This window comes from Larkinella bovis, assembly GCF_042655385.1.
Classification (GTDB): Bacteria; Bacteroidota; Bacteroidia; order Cytophagales; family Spirosomataceae; genus Larkinella; species Larkinella bovis.
The window spans coordinates 325,175-343,719 of record NZ_JBHSMA010000002.1; the positions used below are offsets into that span (position 1 = coordinate 325,175).

The 18,545-nt window shown below is 55.8% G+C and carries 1 protein-coding gene; it reads left to right on the forward strand.

Annotation, left to right across the window (positions count from 1 at the left end; genetic code table 11):
- The first annotated feature begins 50 nt into the window (after nucleotides 1-50).
- The gene (locus tag ACFPMF_RS08620; RefSeq protein ID WP_379843198.1) at nucleotides 51-18,527 is read left to right on the forward strand and encodes a hypothetical protein; all 18,477 of its coding nucleotides are present in this window, start codon (nucleotides 51-53) and stop codon (nucleotides 18,525-18,527) included.
- Nucleotides 18,528-18,545: the final 18 nt, after the last annotated feature.

Consider the following 18,545-nt stretch of genomic DNA (forward strand, 5'->3'; position numbering starts at 1 on the left):
ATCCTGCCTCTGTCATTCGTACGGCCTCCCTTGCCCCAAAGGGTAATAAGATGGTGCGTTCATCTCGCCGGTCAACGTGGCACGTCGTACTTCATTTGCTGGGTTATTGCCTGATCTGTCTATCAGGCTGGCAGACCATTTCCCAAACCCGGGCAGAAGGAATAGCAGATGATGTGCCCGGCACCTGGCTGCATACCAATCAGGATATTTATGCCTATGTCGGAACCGGCGAAAGACTCCAATGGAACATATCCAAAGCGACCAATGGGGTAGATGCCGCTTATTCGGTTACGATCTATAGCCCAACCGGACAGATTTCTACCTGTACGATGGCCGCAGGCGCGGCCATCAATACTCCGTGTTCAAGCTCCATTACGGCATCCGCAACCGGGATTTACACCATCCGAATTGTCAGGACTCCCATCGCAGGTAACACGGGGACATTTACGGCAAAGGTGAATTGGCAAGTCAATGTACGTCAGGCGAATAATACCAATATACCCGGGCGGGTCTATGTGAAAAAATTGACTACCTATGATGGCGGTAATACCCACGATTTTGATCTTCAGTTTGTTAGCGAATACGGGTATCGGTATCTGGCCGCTTATAAAGGCTTCCGGGGAATTTATGCGAACATCTCAGCGGATGCGTACGGCGTACGATTACCCAACTCCTGTTTGTCGGCATACCGTAGTATGGAAGGGAGCGACCCCGGCTTTACGCCACCCAATGACGACTGTGGAGGGTTATATAAAATCTTCTTCAATACACCAAATGGCGTGCCTGCGAGTGCGAATCGTTGGAATTACACCACCGGACAGCAGGTTATCGACTGGATTAATCCAACAATTCAGACCCCATCCATTTCCGGGCTTACATTTTCATCGTCCTCATTGACGAACCGGGCGGGCAATTTCTCGTTTATGGTGGTCAACTTCTCTGGAAACGCCCTCTTTCAGATCGATGCCAATCACAATGGAAGCTATACGGATGCGGTAGACCGAACCATTCCCTTCAATGCGTTGAGCGGTTCCAATACCATTGCCTGGGATGGCAGAGATGGTACGGGGGCGCTCATAAGTTGTGTTCAGGCAGTGCAGGCCCGCGTTCTGATTGATCGGGAAGCGGAGATCCATTTTACTATGTGGGATGTTGAAGGATTGGGTTCCCTGGCTGTAACCCGACAGAATGGAGCGGGCGCCCCTGATTCAAACCTATACTGGGATGATAGCTACCTGACGACGACAGGGCGATGTCCGGATGCCATTCCGACCAATCCACTAAGTGCTACAGCGGGAGCCAATAGTAGTAGTGGCGTGCATGGCTGGAATTATCCCACTACCTGTACTTCAAATGGGACGTGGGGAGATGAACGGTATATTGATAACTGGGCCTATGCAACGTCTTCTGCTCAGACCATCATTGAAGTTCCGGGAGTGCAGCCTAGTTCGCTGACTGCTTCGGTTACCAATCTGAGTATTTGCTCGGGCGAAGAAGTAGCCATTAATTATACGACAACTCCGTCGGGCGAAACCGTACGCTGGGACCGGATGCCAGGCAACCGTATTGGTATCGGTAATGTACAGGACTTTCCTACGGCTACTGGTACAGCGCCTGAATCGTATACCTACACGGCCTATATTCCGAGTGTCTCCGGCTGTGAAAGCAATACCGTTACGACCATCGTAACGGTTAATCCCCGTCCGGTCATCACGCCCTCGGTTTGTTCGCTGACGATCTGCTCGGGCCAAACGGGAAACATCACCTTTATCTCAAGCATACCCGGTTCAACGATCCACTGGGAGCGCACCCCCACCACCCCGGCCCCCGCCAGCGGCACGGGTGACATCAGCCAGAGTTTTATCAACACCGGCCCAACTTCGCTGACGTATACCTATAAAATCTGGGCGACTTCGCCCGCTCCGGCTTCGTGTCCGTCCTCGACGACGATCACCTGCGAGATTGTGGTGACACCGGGTCTGGAAGTAACAGCTGTTGCGAACAGCGCCACGGTTTGCGTGGGTTCTCCATTGAGTCTGTCGGCGTCGGTGGTTCCGATCGGCAATTATACCTACGCCTGGACGGGTCCCAACGGCTATGCCGGATCGGGCGCTACCCCGACGGTTTCGGCCAGTGCGGGAGTAACGCAGAGTGGAAGCTATACGGTGGTGGTGACGGATGCCGCCGGTTGTTCGGGAACAGCAGTCGTGCCGGTGGTGGTGGCCAACTGTTGTATAAATTTTGCCTTGAACCAGGTGACGAGCAATGCACATTGCGGCCAGTCGGATGGGGGAGCTACCATTACCGCCAGTGGTGGGACGGCGCCCTATACCTATGCGTGGAGCCAGGGAGCTTCGACCAGCGTGGTGAGTGGGCTAGCACCAGGTAGTTATTCAGTAGTCGTGACCGACGCGATTGGTTGCAGCACGACCGCGCTGGTAACGATCGGGAATGTGGCCGGACCTCAATTAGCGGTGATTTCGACGACCCCGGCCACCTGCGTGGGAGCAACGGGCGTGGCCAGTGTGACGGCGAGTGGGGGGACAACTCCTTATAGTTACACCTGGAGCACGGGTGCCACAGGCAGTGTACTCAATGGAGTAGTTGCCGGCACCTACAGTGTGACGGTCGCCGATGCAACGGGCTGTCGGGATGTACTTGCGGTGGACATCGACAGTACGCCGGGCAATCTGACAAGTTCCATTGCCAGCACACCTTCGGCCTGTGGTCAGGCCACGGGTATAGCTTCTGTGACGGCCAGTGGTGGTGCGACCCCTTTTACCTATCGATGGAGTAACGGCGCGACCACGGCCGGCATCAGTGGCCTGGTTGCGGGAGCCTATAGTGTGACAGTAACCGACGGGAACGGCTGTTTTGTAACCAACCAGGTTACCATCAGCGACCTGGCCGGGCCGAGTGTGGTAGTCAGCAACACGGCGGTGAGCTGTAACAGTACCTCAACGGGGCTGGCTCTGGCAGTGGCCAGTGGCGGTACGGCTCCTTACACCTATCTGTGGAGTAATGGAGCTACCAGTAGCAGCGTCAGCGGTCTGGCGGCTGGTGCATACAGTGTAATTGTACGGGATGCGAACGGTTGCCAGGCCAGCGGTTGGGTAAAAATTAGTGAACCAGCGGTGATTGTGGCGGAGCTGTCGGCCAGCACGATTGTGTGCGGCAATACAACGGGAGAAATTACGGTAGTGAGTATAGAGGGTGGTACGGCCCCCTACAGTTATCAATGGAGCAACGGCTCGGTAAGTCAGAATCTGGTGGGTGTAGTCGCGGGCTTATACAGTTTGACGGTGGCTGATGCTAATGGGTGTCTTGCCATTGGATCCGCTACGCTGGTTTTGCCAACGAATTGCTGCTCGCTGACGGCCACGGCCGGGAACGCGATTGTGGCCTGTGAAGGGGGAACCTTCAATCTGGCGGTCACAGCAGGCAACAGCACGACGGCATCGGTCGCCACCCCATTAACCTATGTTTGGAGGGGCCCTAACGGTTTTGCCGACAACACCGCAAATCCAACCATCACACCAGCCACGGCAGCGGCTGCGGGTATTTATAGTGTGACCGTTACCGATGGGGCTGGTTGTGCGGCTACGGCCAGTGTGAGTGTAACGGTTAGTTCTGCACCGTCTGCTGGCAACGATGTTATTCTGTCAATCTGTAACAACGAGACGGTTGACCTGGCAACGTATTTCACTTCTGGCGGTTCCTTTAGCGCCCTGAATGGGTCCTTGACGGGTTCCGTTTTCAATGGTATTACCTCGGGGGTTGGCTCGTTCACGGTACTCTACTCCGTGGGTGGCAACGGTTGCCCGATCGATGTGGCTATGACCACTATCATCGTCCGGGATTGTTCGGTCCCACCCTGTAACTATCCGATCAGCTCGGCGGTCGTGGACGCTACCTGCGGCAACAGCGATGGGCGGGCGACGTTTTCACTGGGGGGGCTGCCAACCACGGGCACTACCGTCGGTTATGCCTGGAGCAATGGCAAAACCGGCCCATCCGTGACCGGATTGGCAGCGGGCGTTTATTCCGTTACAGCCACTATATCCACACCTGTAGGGACCTGTACAGTTGTCGAACAAATTCAGGTTAATGAAATCGGCGGCCCGGTTGCTGAGATCGACCTGATTTCTGCCGCCGACTGTATGGGGGCCAATGGTGCCGTCGCTATTGAAATAACCAGTGGCACCGGACCGTTCCGGATTAGCTGGAATGGAGCGGCCACTGGTACGCAGACCGGTGTGAACCTGGGGACGACGACCATCCCGAATCTGGCTGCCGGACAATATACATTCGAAATTACTAGTGCAACCAGTAATACGGCTTGCTCCTCATTCCTGAGTGTAACCATTCCGCGAGACAACAGCGACCGAATTACGTTGACCGCGACTCCGACCAATGCTACCGTCTGCGGTTCGGCGACGGGTAGCATTCAGATTACGGCTACCCCCGCGGTTGGGGTAACAGGACCGTTCTCCTTCTCTCTGAATGGAGTCGAAATTGCTACCTCATCCTTGCCGACGTATATGATAAACGGCTTGCTAGCGGGGACCTATACAGTAGGAGTCAGTTCGGCCGAAGGATGTTCGGCTGCGGATGTCCCGGTTGTTATTCAGGACACCGGAGTCCCGGCCATTGCCGGCTGGACCGCCGTTGACCCGAATTGTCCGAGTGACCAGGGCAAGCTCGTGTTTGCCGGAGGGCAACCTACTGCCACGTTCCGGATCCGGGAGGCTGCTTCGGGCTCAGTTGTTGCCAATAATGTAAGCGGAGCAACCTCCACCACGCTGGTGTTACCGGCAGGTACGTACACTATTGAGCAAACGGTGACCGGATCAAATTGTGAATCCTTCACAAGCGTGACGATCAACCGTCCGGAAGGCCTGGATTTCAATGTCCAGTATACCAAGGTGACTTGTGGTCCGGGCGGAGTTGCCAACAATGATGGAAGCATTAGCATTATACAGATTTCGGGCGGAACACCACCCTATACCATCGCGGTTCGGAATGCTCAGAATCAGGTTGTCTCAAACCTGCAGGCCGTTGCGCCCGGTATTTATGCAATCCAGGTGGTTGATTCGAAAGGATGCTCGGGGGTAGAAAATGTGTTTGTAACGGTTCCGGATTGCCAGCTGGAATGTCCGGTTGTTCCGATGAATACGTTCGTCGTGGATGCCAACTGTACGGCAACCGACGGTCGGGCGGTGGCGCAATTGGGAGCCTACGATGAGAGCGAGGTCGATTATCAGTGGAGTAACGGGTTCTTTGGGAAGAATGTCAACGGTCTGGCTTCTGGGGTCTATTCGGTCACGGCGACCATTTTAACGGGTTCTTTTGTTGGTTGTGCATACGTTGAGAAGGTTAACGTTAACCAGATTAGTGGTCCGGTTGTTGCGCCGGGCATCATTAATCCATCCAGCTGTGCGGCCAATACAGGCACGGTTTCGTTTAGCATTACGAGTGGCACCGGGCCGTTTACGGTTACCTGGAGCGGAGCAATGAGTAGCTCTCGCTCGGTGAATGGAACAACGCCCTTTCAGTTTACGCAAACAGGACTGGCCCCTGGCGACTATGTCTTCACTTTCAAAGGCAGTGATTCAGACTGTCAAACGGTTCTGGATGTAACGATTCCGGTTTCTTCGAGCAGCAGTATAACCTTGACTGCAACGCCTAATCCAGCTTCGGGTTGTGGGGCACAGGATGGGTCGATTAACCTGACCGCTTCGGGAAGTGGTCCTGCGTATATATTCTCCCTGAATGGCGTTGCCTATACCTCGGTTTCCGTGAATACGGTGGTCATTCCGAACCTGCCGGCGGGTGTGTATACCGTTGGGGTAACGAGTGGGGCCAATGGTTGCGAAACCGAACGCCAGGTGATCATTCAGGAAACAGGAGCTCCGGTAGTTTCAGGCTGGAGCTCGCAAAGTGCTCTTTGTGCAACGAATAACGGAACCCTTACCTACGCCGGAGGAAGTGGTGCCGGAACGTATCGGGTATTGCTCGGTGGAACTCAGGTAGCTACAACACCAGAAAATGCAACCGGGCCCGTGGTGTATACTTTGCCTCAGGGGATTTACACGGTCGAATTGACGAATGGCACCTGTACATCGTTCCAGAACTTTACGATTACCGGCCCAGAAGGCATTGATTTCAACGTTCAATACGTCGCCGAAACCTGCGGGCCGGGCGGTGTTGGCAATGGCAATGGTATTCTCAATGTTATTCAGATAAACGGCGGGACTGCGCCCTATACGGTTTTGGTCATCAACAATAAGGGACAAAGCTTTGCCGGGCCCAACCTTACCAATCTGCTGGCGGGTAACTATTATGTATCCGTTGTGGATGCCAATGGTTGTCCGGGCAACGAGGATGCTCTGGTGACGGTACCGCCCTGTGCTTTGAAATGTCCCCCACTGGCGTTCAATACATCCGTGGTGGATACTAAGTGCGGGGAAGCGAGTGGCAGCGCCATTGCCGAATTGCTGAATATGCCATCGGGTGCGACCCCGACCTACCAATGGAGCAATGGACAAAATGGCCCAACGATTTCCGGCCTGACATCAGGCGTATACTCCGTAACGGCTACGTTGTTTGCCGATAACACGATTTATGCGGGTTGTATGTATGTCGATACGATCACGGTGAACGACATCAGTGGGCCGATCGCCAGTGTTTCGGCAACGGCGGGTGCCAGCTGTACAACGGCCAACGGGTCGGTTGCTCTGAATATTCAGGGCGGTACAGCCCCCTATACTATTTCCTGGACCGGGGCGGCTTCGGGTTCTCAAAACGCTGCCAATGCGGGCTTGCTGAATATTGCCGGTTTGCCAGCGGGTAGCTATGTTTTCACCGTAACGGGTAGCAATTCAACCTGTAAATCGCTGATTGATGTCGTGATTCCGACCCGGACGCCCAATGGATTTACCCTGGCCGTCAATCCAACGGCAGCCAGTGGCTGTGGGGCTTCGGATGGAAGGCTAACAATATCTGTTTCTGGCGGTACTGGGCCCTTTACCTACAGTGTTAATGGCTATGTTCAGGGGGTAAGTGCCACCCGGACGTTCTCGGTGCAGAGCTTGCCGGCAGGGGTCTATGCCGTGGAGGTAATGGATGCCAACGGATGCGTCGTCAATCGTGAAAACGTGTTGATCAACCCGGCTGGTCCATCTACGATTGCGGGTTGGACTGCTGCCAATGCGCTTTGTCCGGCTGAAAATGGTACCATCCAATTTGCAGGTACGGGCGTAGCCTCCGATGAATATGTTGTCACGATTGCCGGGACAGCCACCGAAATTGGTCATACAGCCGGGAATGTGGCCGCTTCGTATTCGGTTCCCGGAGGAACTTATCTGATTTCGAAAACGACGTCTACCTCTTGTGTGTCGGTAACCACCGTTACCGTTACCCAACCAGATGGACTGGATTTCAATATTCAATACCAGAACCCAAGCTGTGCCGCGCCGGCATCGGGTAGCCTGGCGGTTGTTCAACCCGTTGGAGGTACTGCCCCGTATACGTATACGGTCACGGGAGCAACGGGCGTGGTGACTGACTTAACGGCCTTGACCTCGGGCAGCTATACTGTAACCCTGGGTGATAGCCGTGGTTGTACATTTGCCAATGTGGTGACGCTGACGGGTGGTGCCAATCTCACGCTGACGGCGTCGACTACACCAACCGTAGTATGTATCGGGCAGCCCATCAATCTCAGTGCCGTGGCCCTTGGCGGAACTGCTCCACTCACGTACAGCTGGACAGGATCGGATGGCTTTGTCCAGACCGGGCAGGCAGTAACCGCAACAGCTACGACCAGTGGAATTCATACGTATACTGTAGTTGCAACGGATGCCAACAATTGTACTACCGTACAATCGACCACGGTGACGGTGGGTAGCGCTCCGGTTGCAACGGCAACTCCGGCGACCATCTGCGTTGGGGAGACAGTTACGCTGGAAGCTACCGCAGGGGGAACGAGCTATTCCTGGAGTGGCCCGAATTTCTCGACAGTAACCAGCCTGCCAACAGCCATCATTACGAATGCGCAGCTAAGTAACGCCGGAGTTTATTCGGTAGTCATTACGGGAGGCAACGGCTGTACAGGAGTAGCCTCGACCACGGTAACCATAAACCAGCTGCCAAGCGTGACCGCGCTCGTTAGTAGCGGCTCGGTCTGCGTAGGGGGCAGTTTTGTATTAAACGCATCCGCTACTCCAGCCGGTAGCTATACCTTCACCTGGGGTGGTCCGAATAATTTTACAGCGACCGGGGCAAGTGTAACCATTACCAATGCACTGGCGACGGCTAGCGGCAGTTATACGGTCGTTGCTACTTCTGCCACAGGATGTAGTTCGTCGGCGGTGATGACTGACCCAATAACGGTAACGGTTTGCTGCCAGGGTTTTGGGCTAAATGTCGTTGCGACGAACGCACACTGTGGTCAGAGTGATGGTGGGGCGACGGTGACGGCCAGTGGGGGTACGGCTCCCTATAGCTACGCGTGGAGCGACGGTGCAACGAATGCCGTGTTGACAGGTGTAGCCCCGGGTAGCTATAGTGTGATAGTGACCGATGCGGTGGGTTGTAGCACAACAGCACTGGCGATCATCGGCAACGTGGAAGGACCGCAGTTAGCCGTTGTGTCGACAACGCCAGCTACGTGTCTGGGAGCCACGGGTGCAGCCAGTGTGGTGGCAACGGGTGGTACGGCCCCCTACACGTATTTATGGGATACGGGTGCATCGGGTGCTGCTGTCGGCGGTCTGGTGGCGGGTGTATATAGTGTAACGGTAATGGATGCGACGGGTTGTTTCGATGTCATCTCGGTGGAAGTGGAAAGCACCCCGGGTGACCTGACAACTGTGGCGTCCAGTACAGCCTCGGCTTGTGGGCAGGCGATAGGTGTAGCGAGTGTGACGGCCAGTGGCGGCACGGCTCCTTATAGTTATTTGTGGAATACGGGTGCTACCACAGCCAGCGTAAGCGGCCTGGTAGCGGGCGTTTATAATGTGGTGATAACAGATGCGAATCAATGCTCAGTATCGGCCACAGTGACAATTAATGATCTTGCAGGGCCGACGTTAGTAGCCAGCGGAACAGCGGTGAGTTGTACTGGCAGTAGTACTGGTACAGCCCTGGCGGTGGTCAGTGGGGGTACGGCTCCCTACAGCTACCTGTGGAGCACTGGGGCCACGAGTGCCAGTGTGAGCGGGTTGCTGGCAGGCGTCTACAGTGTGGTGGTCACCGATGCCAACGGCTGTAAAGTGAGTGGGGCGGTATCGGTGACGCAACCGGCGGCTTTGGTGGGAGAGTTATCTGCCAGCACGCTTGCCTGTGGCAGTACGACGGGCACTATCACGCTGGTAAGCCTTCAGGGCGGTAGGGCTCCTTACACCTATCTGTGGAGTAATGGCGCGACGAGTGCGAGTCTGCAGGGTGTGGCTGCGGGCGTCTACAGTCTGACGATCACCGATGCCAATGGGTGTGTGGCGGTGGGATCGGCTACGCTGGTGCTACCAACGGATTGCTGTGAATCACGGGATATTTCCCTGGTAGGAGTCAATCCGCAGTGTGGTCAGGCCAACGGCAGGTTGACAGCAACGTTGTCGGGCACGCTGGCCGGGGGAAGTGTAGTCACAAGCACCTGGCGGAATGTAGCGACCAATGCGGTGGTGGCGACGAATGGATGGAGTGTCAGTGGCTTAGCGGCCGGAAGTTATAGTGTGAGTGTGACGGTGACGAGTGGGTCGGCGGTGTGCAGCTACAGTGCGGTGACCTCGTTGAGTGAAGTCGACGGAGCCGAGGTGAATGTGCTTTCGACAACACCCTCGGCCTGTGCTGCCAGTACAGGAGTGGCTAGTCTGAGTGTGACCGGCGCGGGTAGCCTGACGGTCAGTTATGCCGGGGCCGGCACGGGTAATGTAGTGGTCAGTTCGGGGGTAGTGAGTCTGTCGGGTCTGTCGGCCGGTTTGTACAGTGTGACGGTTCAGGATGCCAACGGCTGTACATCGGTGACGGACTTTGTGATCGAGTCGGCGGGTGCAGTGAGCCTTAACCCGGTGGCAGTGGCCACTGCCAGTTCCTGTACCGGTTCGACGGGCAGTGTGACGGTGAGTTGGGGGGCGGTTGCCGGTGTGAGCAGTTATAGTGTGAGCGTAGGTGGTCAGTCGGCGGTAGTGACGGGCACGAGTGCGACGTTCGCCGGTCTGTCAGGTGGCAGTTACCCGGTGACGGTCTCGATTGCGAATAATGCATCCTGCGGCAGTTCGACGACGGCGGTGACAGTTCCGGTGACGGGCGGTCCAGCGCTGGCGGTGATGACGATACAACCAGTGTGTGCGGGTAGTTCCGGTGTAATCAATGTGGTGAATCCGCAGGCTGGGGTTGTGTATGATCTATACGCGCTGGGTAGTGGCTTGGTGAGCAGTGGTACGAGTTTCACAGTGGGCGAAGGTCCTTACGAGGTGCGGGCCTCCGTATCGGGTTGTAGCAGCAGTACGGTAGTGAGTCTGATGGCGCCGGAAGGCATCGACTTCAATGTCTCGGTGCGGAACGGTTCCTGTGGGACGGCAGGCAGTCTGACGGTGGTCAATCAGCGGGGCGGCACGGGTGTGCTGACAACGGTGGTAACGGGCGCATCGGGCGTAGTGTCGAACCTGAACAGTCTGGCAGCGGGCAGCTATACCGTCGTGGTGAGTGATGCCAATGGGTGTTCAGCCAGTCAGGTCGTATCGGTGACGGGCAGTGTAGCCCCGCCATCGGTGAATGTGGTGACTACCAATGCGCACTGTGGTCAACCGGATGGTAGTATAATCATTACTGCCAGCGGGGGCACGGCTCCGTATCAATATATGTGGAATACGGGAGCCGTCAGTAGCAGCTTAAGTGCGTTGTTGCCGGGTAGCTATACGGTGACGGTGACGGATGCGGCTGGTTGTAGTACGACGCAGACGGTTGCTATCGGGAATGTGGACGGGCCTCAGGTAACGGTTCTGTCAATCACCCCGGCGACCTGCGTAGGAACCAATGGGGCAGCCAGTGTGACGGCGACCGGGGGAACAACTCCGCTGAGTTATGTGTGGAGTACTGGGGCCACGGGCAGCACTCTGAGTGGTGTGACAGCTGGTGCCTACAGCGTGACGGTAACCGACGGAGCTGGTTGTTCAGATGTGATACTGGTGACGATACCCAGTGTGCCGGGTAGTCTAACCAGCACCATCAGCAGCACGGCTTCGGCCTGTGGTCAGGCTATCGGCACGGCAACGGTAACGGCGACAGGTGGCGCGGTCCCACTGAGTTATAGATGGAATACTGGAGCCACGACCAGCAGTATCAGCGGGTTAGTGGCCGGCGTATATAGTGTAACGGTAACGGACGGTAATGGTTGTATGGTTACCAACAGTGTGACGGTGAACGACCTGTCCGGACCGAGCGTAACGGCAAGCTTTACGGCAGTGATGTGTAACGGTTCGGCGACGGGCGTAGCTCTGGCGGTGGCCAGCGGGGGTACAGCTCCCTACAGCTACCTGTGGAGCACTGGGGCCACGAGTGCCAGTGTGAGCGGGTTGCTGGCAGGCGTCTACAGTGTGGTGGTCACCGATGCCAACGGCTGTAAAGTGAGTGGGGCGGTATCGGTGACGCAACCGGCGGCTTTGGTGGGAGAGTTATCTGCCAGCACGCTTGCCTGTGGCAGTACGACGGGCACTATCACGCTGGTAAGCCTTCAGGGCGGTAGGGCTCCTTACACCTATCTGTGGAGTAATGGCGCGACGAGTGCGAGTCTGCAGGGTGTGGCTGCGGGCGTCTACAGTCTGACGATCACCGATGCCAATGGGTGTGTGGCGGTGGGATCAGCTACGTTGGTGCTACCAACAGACTGTATACCCTGTGAGAAACCGGTGTTGACGGTAATGGGTCCGGTTTGTGACACAGCTACCAATACGTATTCCATCCATTACATTGCCAGTATAGGAGCCATTGTCACGGCTAACGTGGGTACGATCAATACGGTTACACAAATGATCACCGGTATCCCTGCGGGGCAGAATTTGATCGTGACCGCTACCAGTTCCTGTAGCGGTATTACCAGTTCGACGGTCGTGGCTCCCAACTGTACGGTGCCGGTTGGCTGTACACTGACGGCCGGTTTATCCGTAGGTCAGGCCGTCTGTCTCGATGGTACGACTTATCTGGTGAGTGTGACGGCTAATTCAGGAGCTACCCTGAGCGTCTCGGGTGGTACAATTAATGGTAACGTAATAACGGGCACGGTGGGTACAAGTGTAACGGTCGTTGCCAACGTGGCAGGATGCGACTCGCAGACCGCCATCATTGCCAGTCCGGTATCGTGTACGACAGCCTGTGTCAATCCGTTAGTGAGTATAGCCGGAACCGTCTGTGGTGTTAATAGCTACAGTGTGAAATACACGGCACCGGCCGGGGTGACTGTGACTTCGAGCGTGGGTCTTGTCAAAGCAGGCACGCAGACTATTACGAATATTCCGTTGAATACGCCGGTGAGCTTAACAGTAGCCAACGGCAGTTGCCCGGCGCAGATTATTGATATCGCTGCGCCGACGAACTGCCCGCCTTGTATGGCACCGGTTCTGACGGTATCAGGTCCGGTTTGTAACACGGTGACCGGTACCAGCTACAGTGTGACTTATACAGTCAGCATGGGAGCTAGTGTTACGGCCAGTTCGGGCACGATCAATACCGCAACACAAACCATTAGTGGCCTTGCCGCAGGCACCAATATCGTGATCACGGCCACGAGTGCCTGTGGGGCCGTGACCAGCACGACGGTGCTGGCACCCCAGACGTGTACACCACCCGTGGGATGTACGGCGCTGGCGGAGTTGTCGGTGGGCCAGGCCGTCTGTGTGAATGGAGCCAGCTATATTGCCAGTGTAACGGCAACAAATGGTGCGGTTTTGACAGTCTTCGGCGGTACGGTTCTCAATGGGGTCGTATCGGGCGTGGTAGGCACGAACGTGACGGTCGTTGCCACGATGGCCGGCTGTAATTCGGTGAGTGCGGTCGTTGCCAGCCCGGAATCATGTACAGCGACCTGTACTATTCCCCTGGTGAGCATTGCTGGCACGAGTTGCAACGGAACAACTTACAGTGTGAAATATACCGCCCCGGTTGGGGTAACGGTGATAGCCACATCGGGTGTGGGTGTTCTAAATACGGTAACGCAGACCATTGCCGGCATTCCGCTCGGAACGCCGGTCAGTATCACGGTTTCGAATGGAACCTGTGAGGCTCAGGTGATTGAAATTGCCGCCCCGACAAATTGCCCGGGCTGTAGCCTTGCAGCGACCATAGCCGCCAATACGCCGGTGGTTTGCGTGGGCAGCCCATTAAGCCTGTCCGTAACGGTGAGTCCGGCAGGATCCTATACCTATGTGTGGAGTGGGCCTAATTTCAGTACAACAACAACGTTGCCGACGGCAGGCATTGCCAGCTCAGCCCTAGTCAATAGCGGCATCTATACGGTCTTGATCACGAATGCGGATGGGTGTACGGCTACAGCGTCAACGTCGACATCTGTGACTGTAGCACCACTTCCGCCGGCTGTGAGCAACATCCTGTTATCGATCTGCAACAATGAGTTCGTTGATTTATCAACCCGCTTCCCGGCAGGGGGTACATTTGCGGAACTGACCAGTAGCAACGCGTTGACTGGGTCAATCTTTAACGGCATCGTTTCGCAGGCGGGGACCTTCCGCGTGCTGTATACATCGGCCGTGACCGGTTGCGGCAGTGCGACGGCAGTAGCGACGATTGTTGTCCGGAGTTGTAGCCCACCACCCTGTAACTTCCCGATCAGCACGGCGGTTGTCGATGCCAATTGTGGCGCCAACGATGGACGCGCTCAAGCCCTTGTGGGTGGGTTACCAGCCGGTTCATCGGTTGGGTATAACTGGAGCAATGGCGCGAGTGGGCCGCAGATTACTGGTTTGGTCGCAGGGGTTTACTCGGTAACGGCTACGGTTACAAATGTACCAGGATCGACTTACCTGAACGGATGTATCGTTGTCGACACGGTGAACGTCAACGACATGGGCGGTCCGGTCGTTGTTCAAGCCGGTGTTATCGGCGCTAGTTGTCCGGCAAATAACAATGGTCAGGTGACGCTGAACGTTCAGACAGGAACCGCACCGTTCGTGATTTCGTATACCGGACCGGTCAGCGGTTCGCTGACAGCGGCTAATCTGGGGAATCAGACGGTGACCGGTTTGCCGGCGGGTAATTATGTGTTCCGAATCACCAGTACCGTCAATGGGGAAAGTTGCTCGGGCTACCTGCCGGTTCATATCCCACGTGATGATTCCGGACGGATTTCGGTGACGGCAACGCCGACGAACACCACAACTTGTGGATCGCCAACCGGTCGTATTCAGTATACTGTAACCCTGCAACCAGGTGTAACAGCCCCCTTTACCTACCTGCTCAATGGTCAGGTAGTCGGGACTTCGTCATTACCGACCTTTACGCTGAATAATGTAGTGGCTGGTTCGTATGTGGTCAGTGTGGTCAGTGCGGATGGTTGTACGGCGGCTGAAGTGCCGGTGCTTATTGAGGACGCTGGTGCCCCCGCTGTAACGGGCTGGACAGCAACCGATGCGACCTGTCCGAATGATGTTGCTACGCTGGTATATGCCGGCGGGCAACCCGCTACCACGCAATATAGAGTGACCAGCGTTGAAACCGGAGGCACCGTGGCAACAGTAGGAGGTAACCAGGCAAGAACGCTGGTGCTGAGCGCCGGTTCCTACGCAATCATCCGGACAAGTACGGTCGATAATTGTACCTCGGTGGACACGCTTATCATCAACGGTCCGACGGGGCTGGACTTCAACGTTCAGTACACGGCAGCTACCTGCTCACCGGATGGCTCGGCCCAGGCCGATGGGAAAATCCGGGTAGTGCAGATCGAAGGGGGCGAGGCTCCGTATACGGTCCGGATTCTCGATAGCAACAATGCTGTGGTGAGCAATGCAAATGTGCTGGCGGCCGGAAACTATGTCGTCGAAGTACGCGATGCGAATGGTTGTGCAGGGATTCAACAATTGCTGATCACGATTCCGGACTGTCAGAAAATTTGCCCTGCCTTGCCGCTCAATACCGTGGTCGTCGATGCCAATTGCGGTACCAGCGACGGAACGGCGACAGCTTCATTGGGCGGTTTATCGGCGGGAAGTTTCGTGAACTACACCTGGAGCAATGGACAAAATGGCCCGACCGCTTTCGGCTTGAGCTCCGGCGTTTATAACGTTACTGCAACTGTATCGGCTTCACCGGAAGGCAGTTCCGTCGGTTGTCAGTACGTTGGCACTGTTAACGTCAACGAAATTGGCGGTCCGATTCCTGCCGTCCTGGCCATTACGCCATCACGCTGCTCGGTCAATACGGGTATGGTATCGCTGAGCATTGCTGCTGGTACGGCTCCGTACACGGTTAGCTGGACTGGTCCGGTCAGTGGTACGCAGGCGGCTCCAAACCCGTCGTCCGTCCTGATTTCTAACCTGGCACCGGGGAGCTACACCTTTGTCGTAACCGGAGCGGGTTCCGGTTGTAAAGGCGTGATGAATGTCACGGTACCGGTTTCTACTTCTGCCGATATGACGGTGACGGTAACGCCGACTAACGTGGGTAGCTGCGACGCCAGCAACGGTCAGCTTGCCATCACGGTTTCTGGCGGTACGCCAAACTATAATTTCACACTGAACGGTACTCCGTATAGTACGCAGGCATCCGGTTTGCTGACGATTCCCAATCTGCCAGCCGGTTATTACACCATCGGTGTGACGGCGGCCAATGGGTGTACGACGTCTATCCCGACTACCATCGCAACAACGGGTGGACCGGCTGTGGCGGGTTGGACGGCACAAAATGCCCTCTGCCCGGATAATACGGGAACCTTAACGTTCGCGGGTGGTCAGGCGGCAACGGTTAGCTACCGGGTGTTGCTCGGTGGAACGACCCTGATTGCGACGGTACCTGGCAATACGGCCACGACCCTTGCGGTTTCCCGTGGTACGTACGTCATCGAACGGCGGGACAATACTTGTATCAGTTCGTACCAATCGTTCACCATCAACTCACCGGATGGTATCGACTTTAACGTACAGTACATTGGTGAAACCTGTGCGCCGGGTGGTGCCAGCAATCACGACGGTAAAATTCAGGTGGTGCAGATTAGTGGAGGTACACAGCCCTATACCGTCACGGTACTGAACAGCCAGAACCAGATTGTAAGTAACCTGAATGCCCTGGCTGCCGGTGCCTACACCGTCCGGGTGACCGACGCAAACAGTTGTACCGGGATTAGCAGTGTGCTGATTACAGTACCACCCTGCCCGCAACTGTGTCCGAACCTGAGTTTCGACAAAACCGTACTGGATACCCAATGTGGCACAGCGGGCGGTACGGCAACGGCTACACTGCTGGGCACTCCGGCTGGTTCCTTTGTAACCTATCTGTGGAGCAATGGCCAGAATGGATCAACCATTACGGGTCTGGCATCCGGAACGTACAGCGTCACGGCGACGGTAACGACGCAGAACGGTGTTTACAACGCATGTCAGTATGTGGATGTCATCCATGTGAGTGAAATCGGTGGGCCGGTTGTGAACCTGAACATGACCACGGGTGCCAGCTGTACGGCCTCAAACGGTAGTGCGGTTCTGACGATCGCGGGTGGAATGGCTCCCTATACGGTGGCCTGGACGGGCGCGGCAGTTGGAATGCAAGCCGTAGCAAGCGCCGGGCCCGTCCTGATCAACGGTCTGCCTGCGGGAGACTATGTCTTCTCTGTTTCGGGAGGGACAACCACTTGCCGGTCGATTGTGGAGGCGACAATTCCTCATAACGATACGACCGTCATGCAGGTAACCGCGACGGCAACGGATGTTTCAGGTTGCGGTGCCAGCAATGGCTCGATTACCCTGAACGTGTCCGGCGGAACCGCTCCGTTTATTTACACGGTCAACGGGTATATCACCCTGACGACCAGCAGCCGTACACCGGCCTTTCCGAATCTGCCGACCGGTTCGTATGCGGTGACCGTCCAGGATGCCAATGGTTGTTCGGTGGCTAAAACCAATATCCTGATCAATACGCAGGGCACTACGCCAATTGCGGGCTGGTCGAAAACCGACGCACAGTGTGCCAGCAGTTCAGGGACGCTGGTCTACGTACCAACCCCCGGTATCGCTACTGACCAGTATGTTGTCCGCCTGGCCGGTTCGAATACGGTGATGGGTCAGACGACAGGAAATGTGCCCCTGACGCTGAATGTACCGGGAGGAACCTATTTGGTAACCCGGACAAGTTCGAACTCCTGCGTGGTGGCTGATACCCTGATTGTGATCCAGCCGACTGGATTGGAAATCAATGTGCAGTATGGTCAGCCGACCTGTACATCGATGACGAGCGGTAGCATTGCGGTTGTGCAGATCAGTGGTGGTACCGCACCGTACACGACCACAGTGACCAGCGCCAGTGGTGTCGTCGCGAATCTGACGACCTTGGCTGCCGGCAGCTATACCGCAACGGTAACGGATGCCCACGGTTGTACGATCAGCCAGGTGGTGAGTTTGACACTCGGCGATTGTGCCGCTTGTCTCGACGCCTATGTTTACCTGCAGGGAGCTCTTGTCAATGACATTGGCGTTTGGCCAACAAATCCGGTAACCAATGGTGCCGGTGAACCGCTGATGCGTGATGATTTGAGAGCGCTTGGTATCATTCCGCTCCAGGACCCCTACCGGATGGCGCCCTACAATTCGACGTATACCCATGTGGCTAATCCGTATAGTGAAACGATCGTGAATCCGGCTGTAGCCCTGGCTGATCGGGGTGAGAACTCGGTCGTTGACTGGGTGTTCCTGGAATTCCGCAGTAAGGCGAATCCATCAGTTGTTCAGTATACGCGCTCAGCGCTTGTATTGAGAAATGGGAAAATTGTGGATGTTGACGGCTTATCCTGCCTGAACATCAGTCACATGAATGCGGATGATTATTATGTTGCCGTTCGGCATCGGAACCACCTGGGGGTCATGACGCAAACCACGCGTCGGCTGGGTCTGGGGGCGCCCACGATGACTGTCGACTTCCGGAAACTAACGCCCACCGAAATATGGCATGATACCGATCCCAATTCTGCCGCCCTGTATGGTAACGTTGAAAGACGCGATATCTCATGGGCACCGGGCTACTACGTTTTATGGGGCGGAAATGCGGATCGAAACGACCGTACCGTATTCCAGGGACAACTAACGGATGTGGATGAGGTGTTCAACCAGGTCATCACGAGTCCAGGTAACATATTGAACGCGAATTCGTACGTCCTCAATGGCTATCATAGTGCGGATGTAAACATGAATGGTGTCACGATCTTCCAGGGGCAGAATAATGAAACGGATATCATCTTTAACATCATGATTGAGCATCCGAGGAACATTCTGAATTCGAACTCATTCAATATCATAGAGCAATTGCCATGATGAGTGTTACTGGAAGAA

Coding starts and splice junctions, on each gene's coding strand:
- ACFPMF_RS08620 (WP_379843198.1), top strand. CDS start 51: ATGGTGCGTTCATCTCGCCGGTCAACGTGGCACGTCGTACTTCATTTG.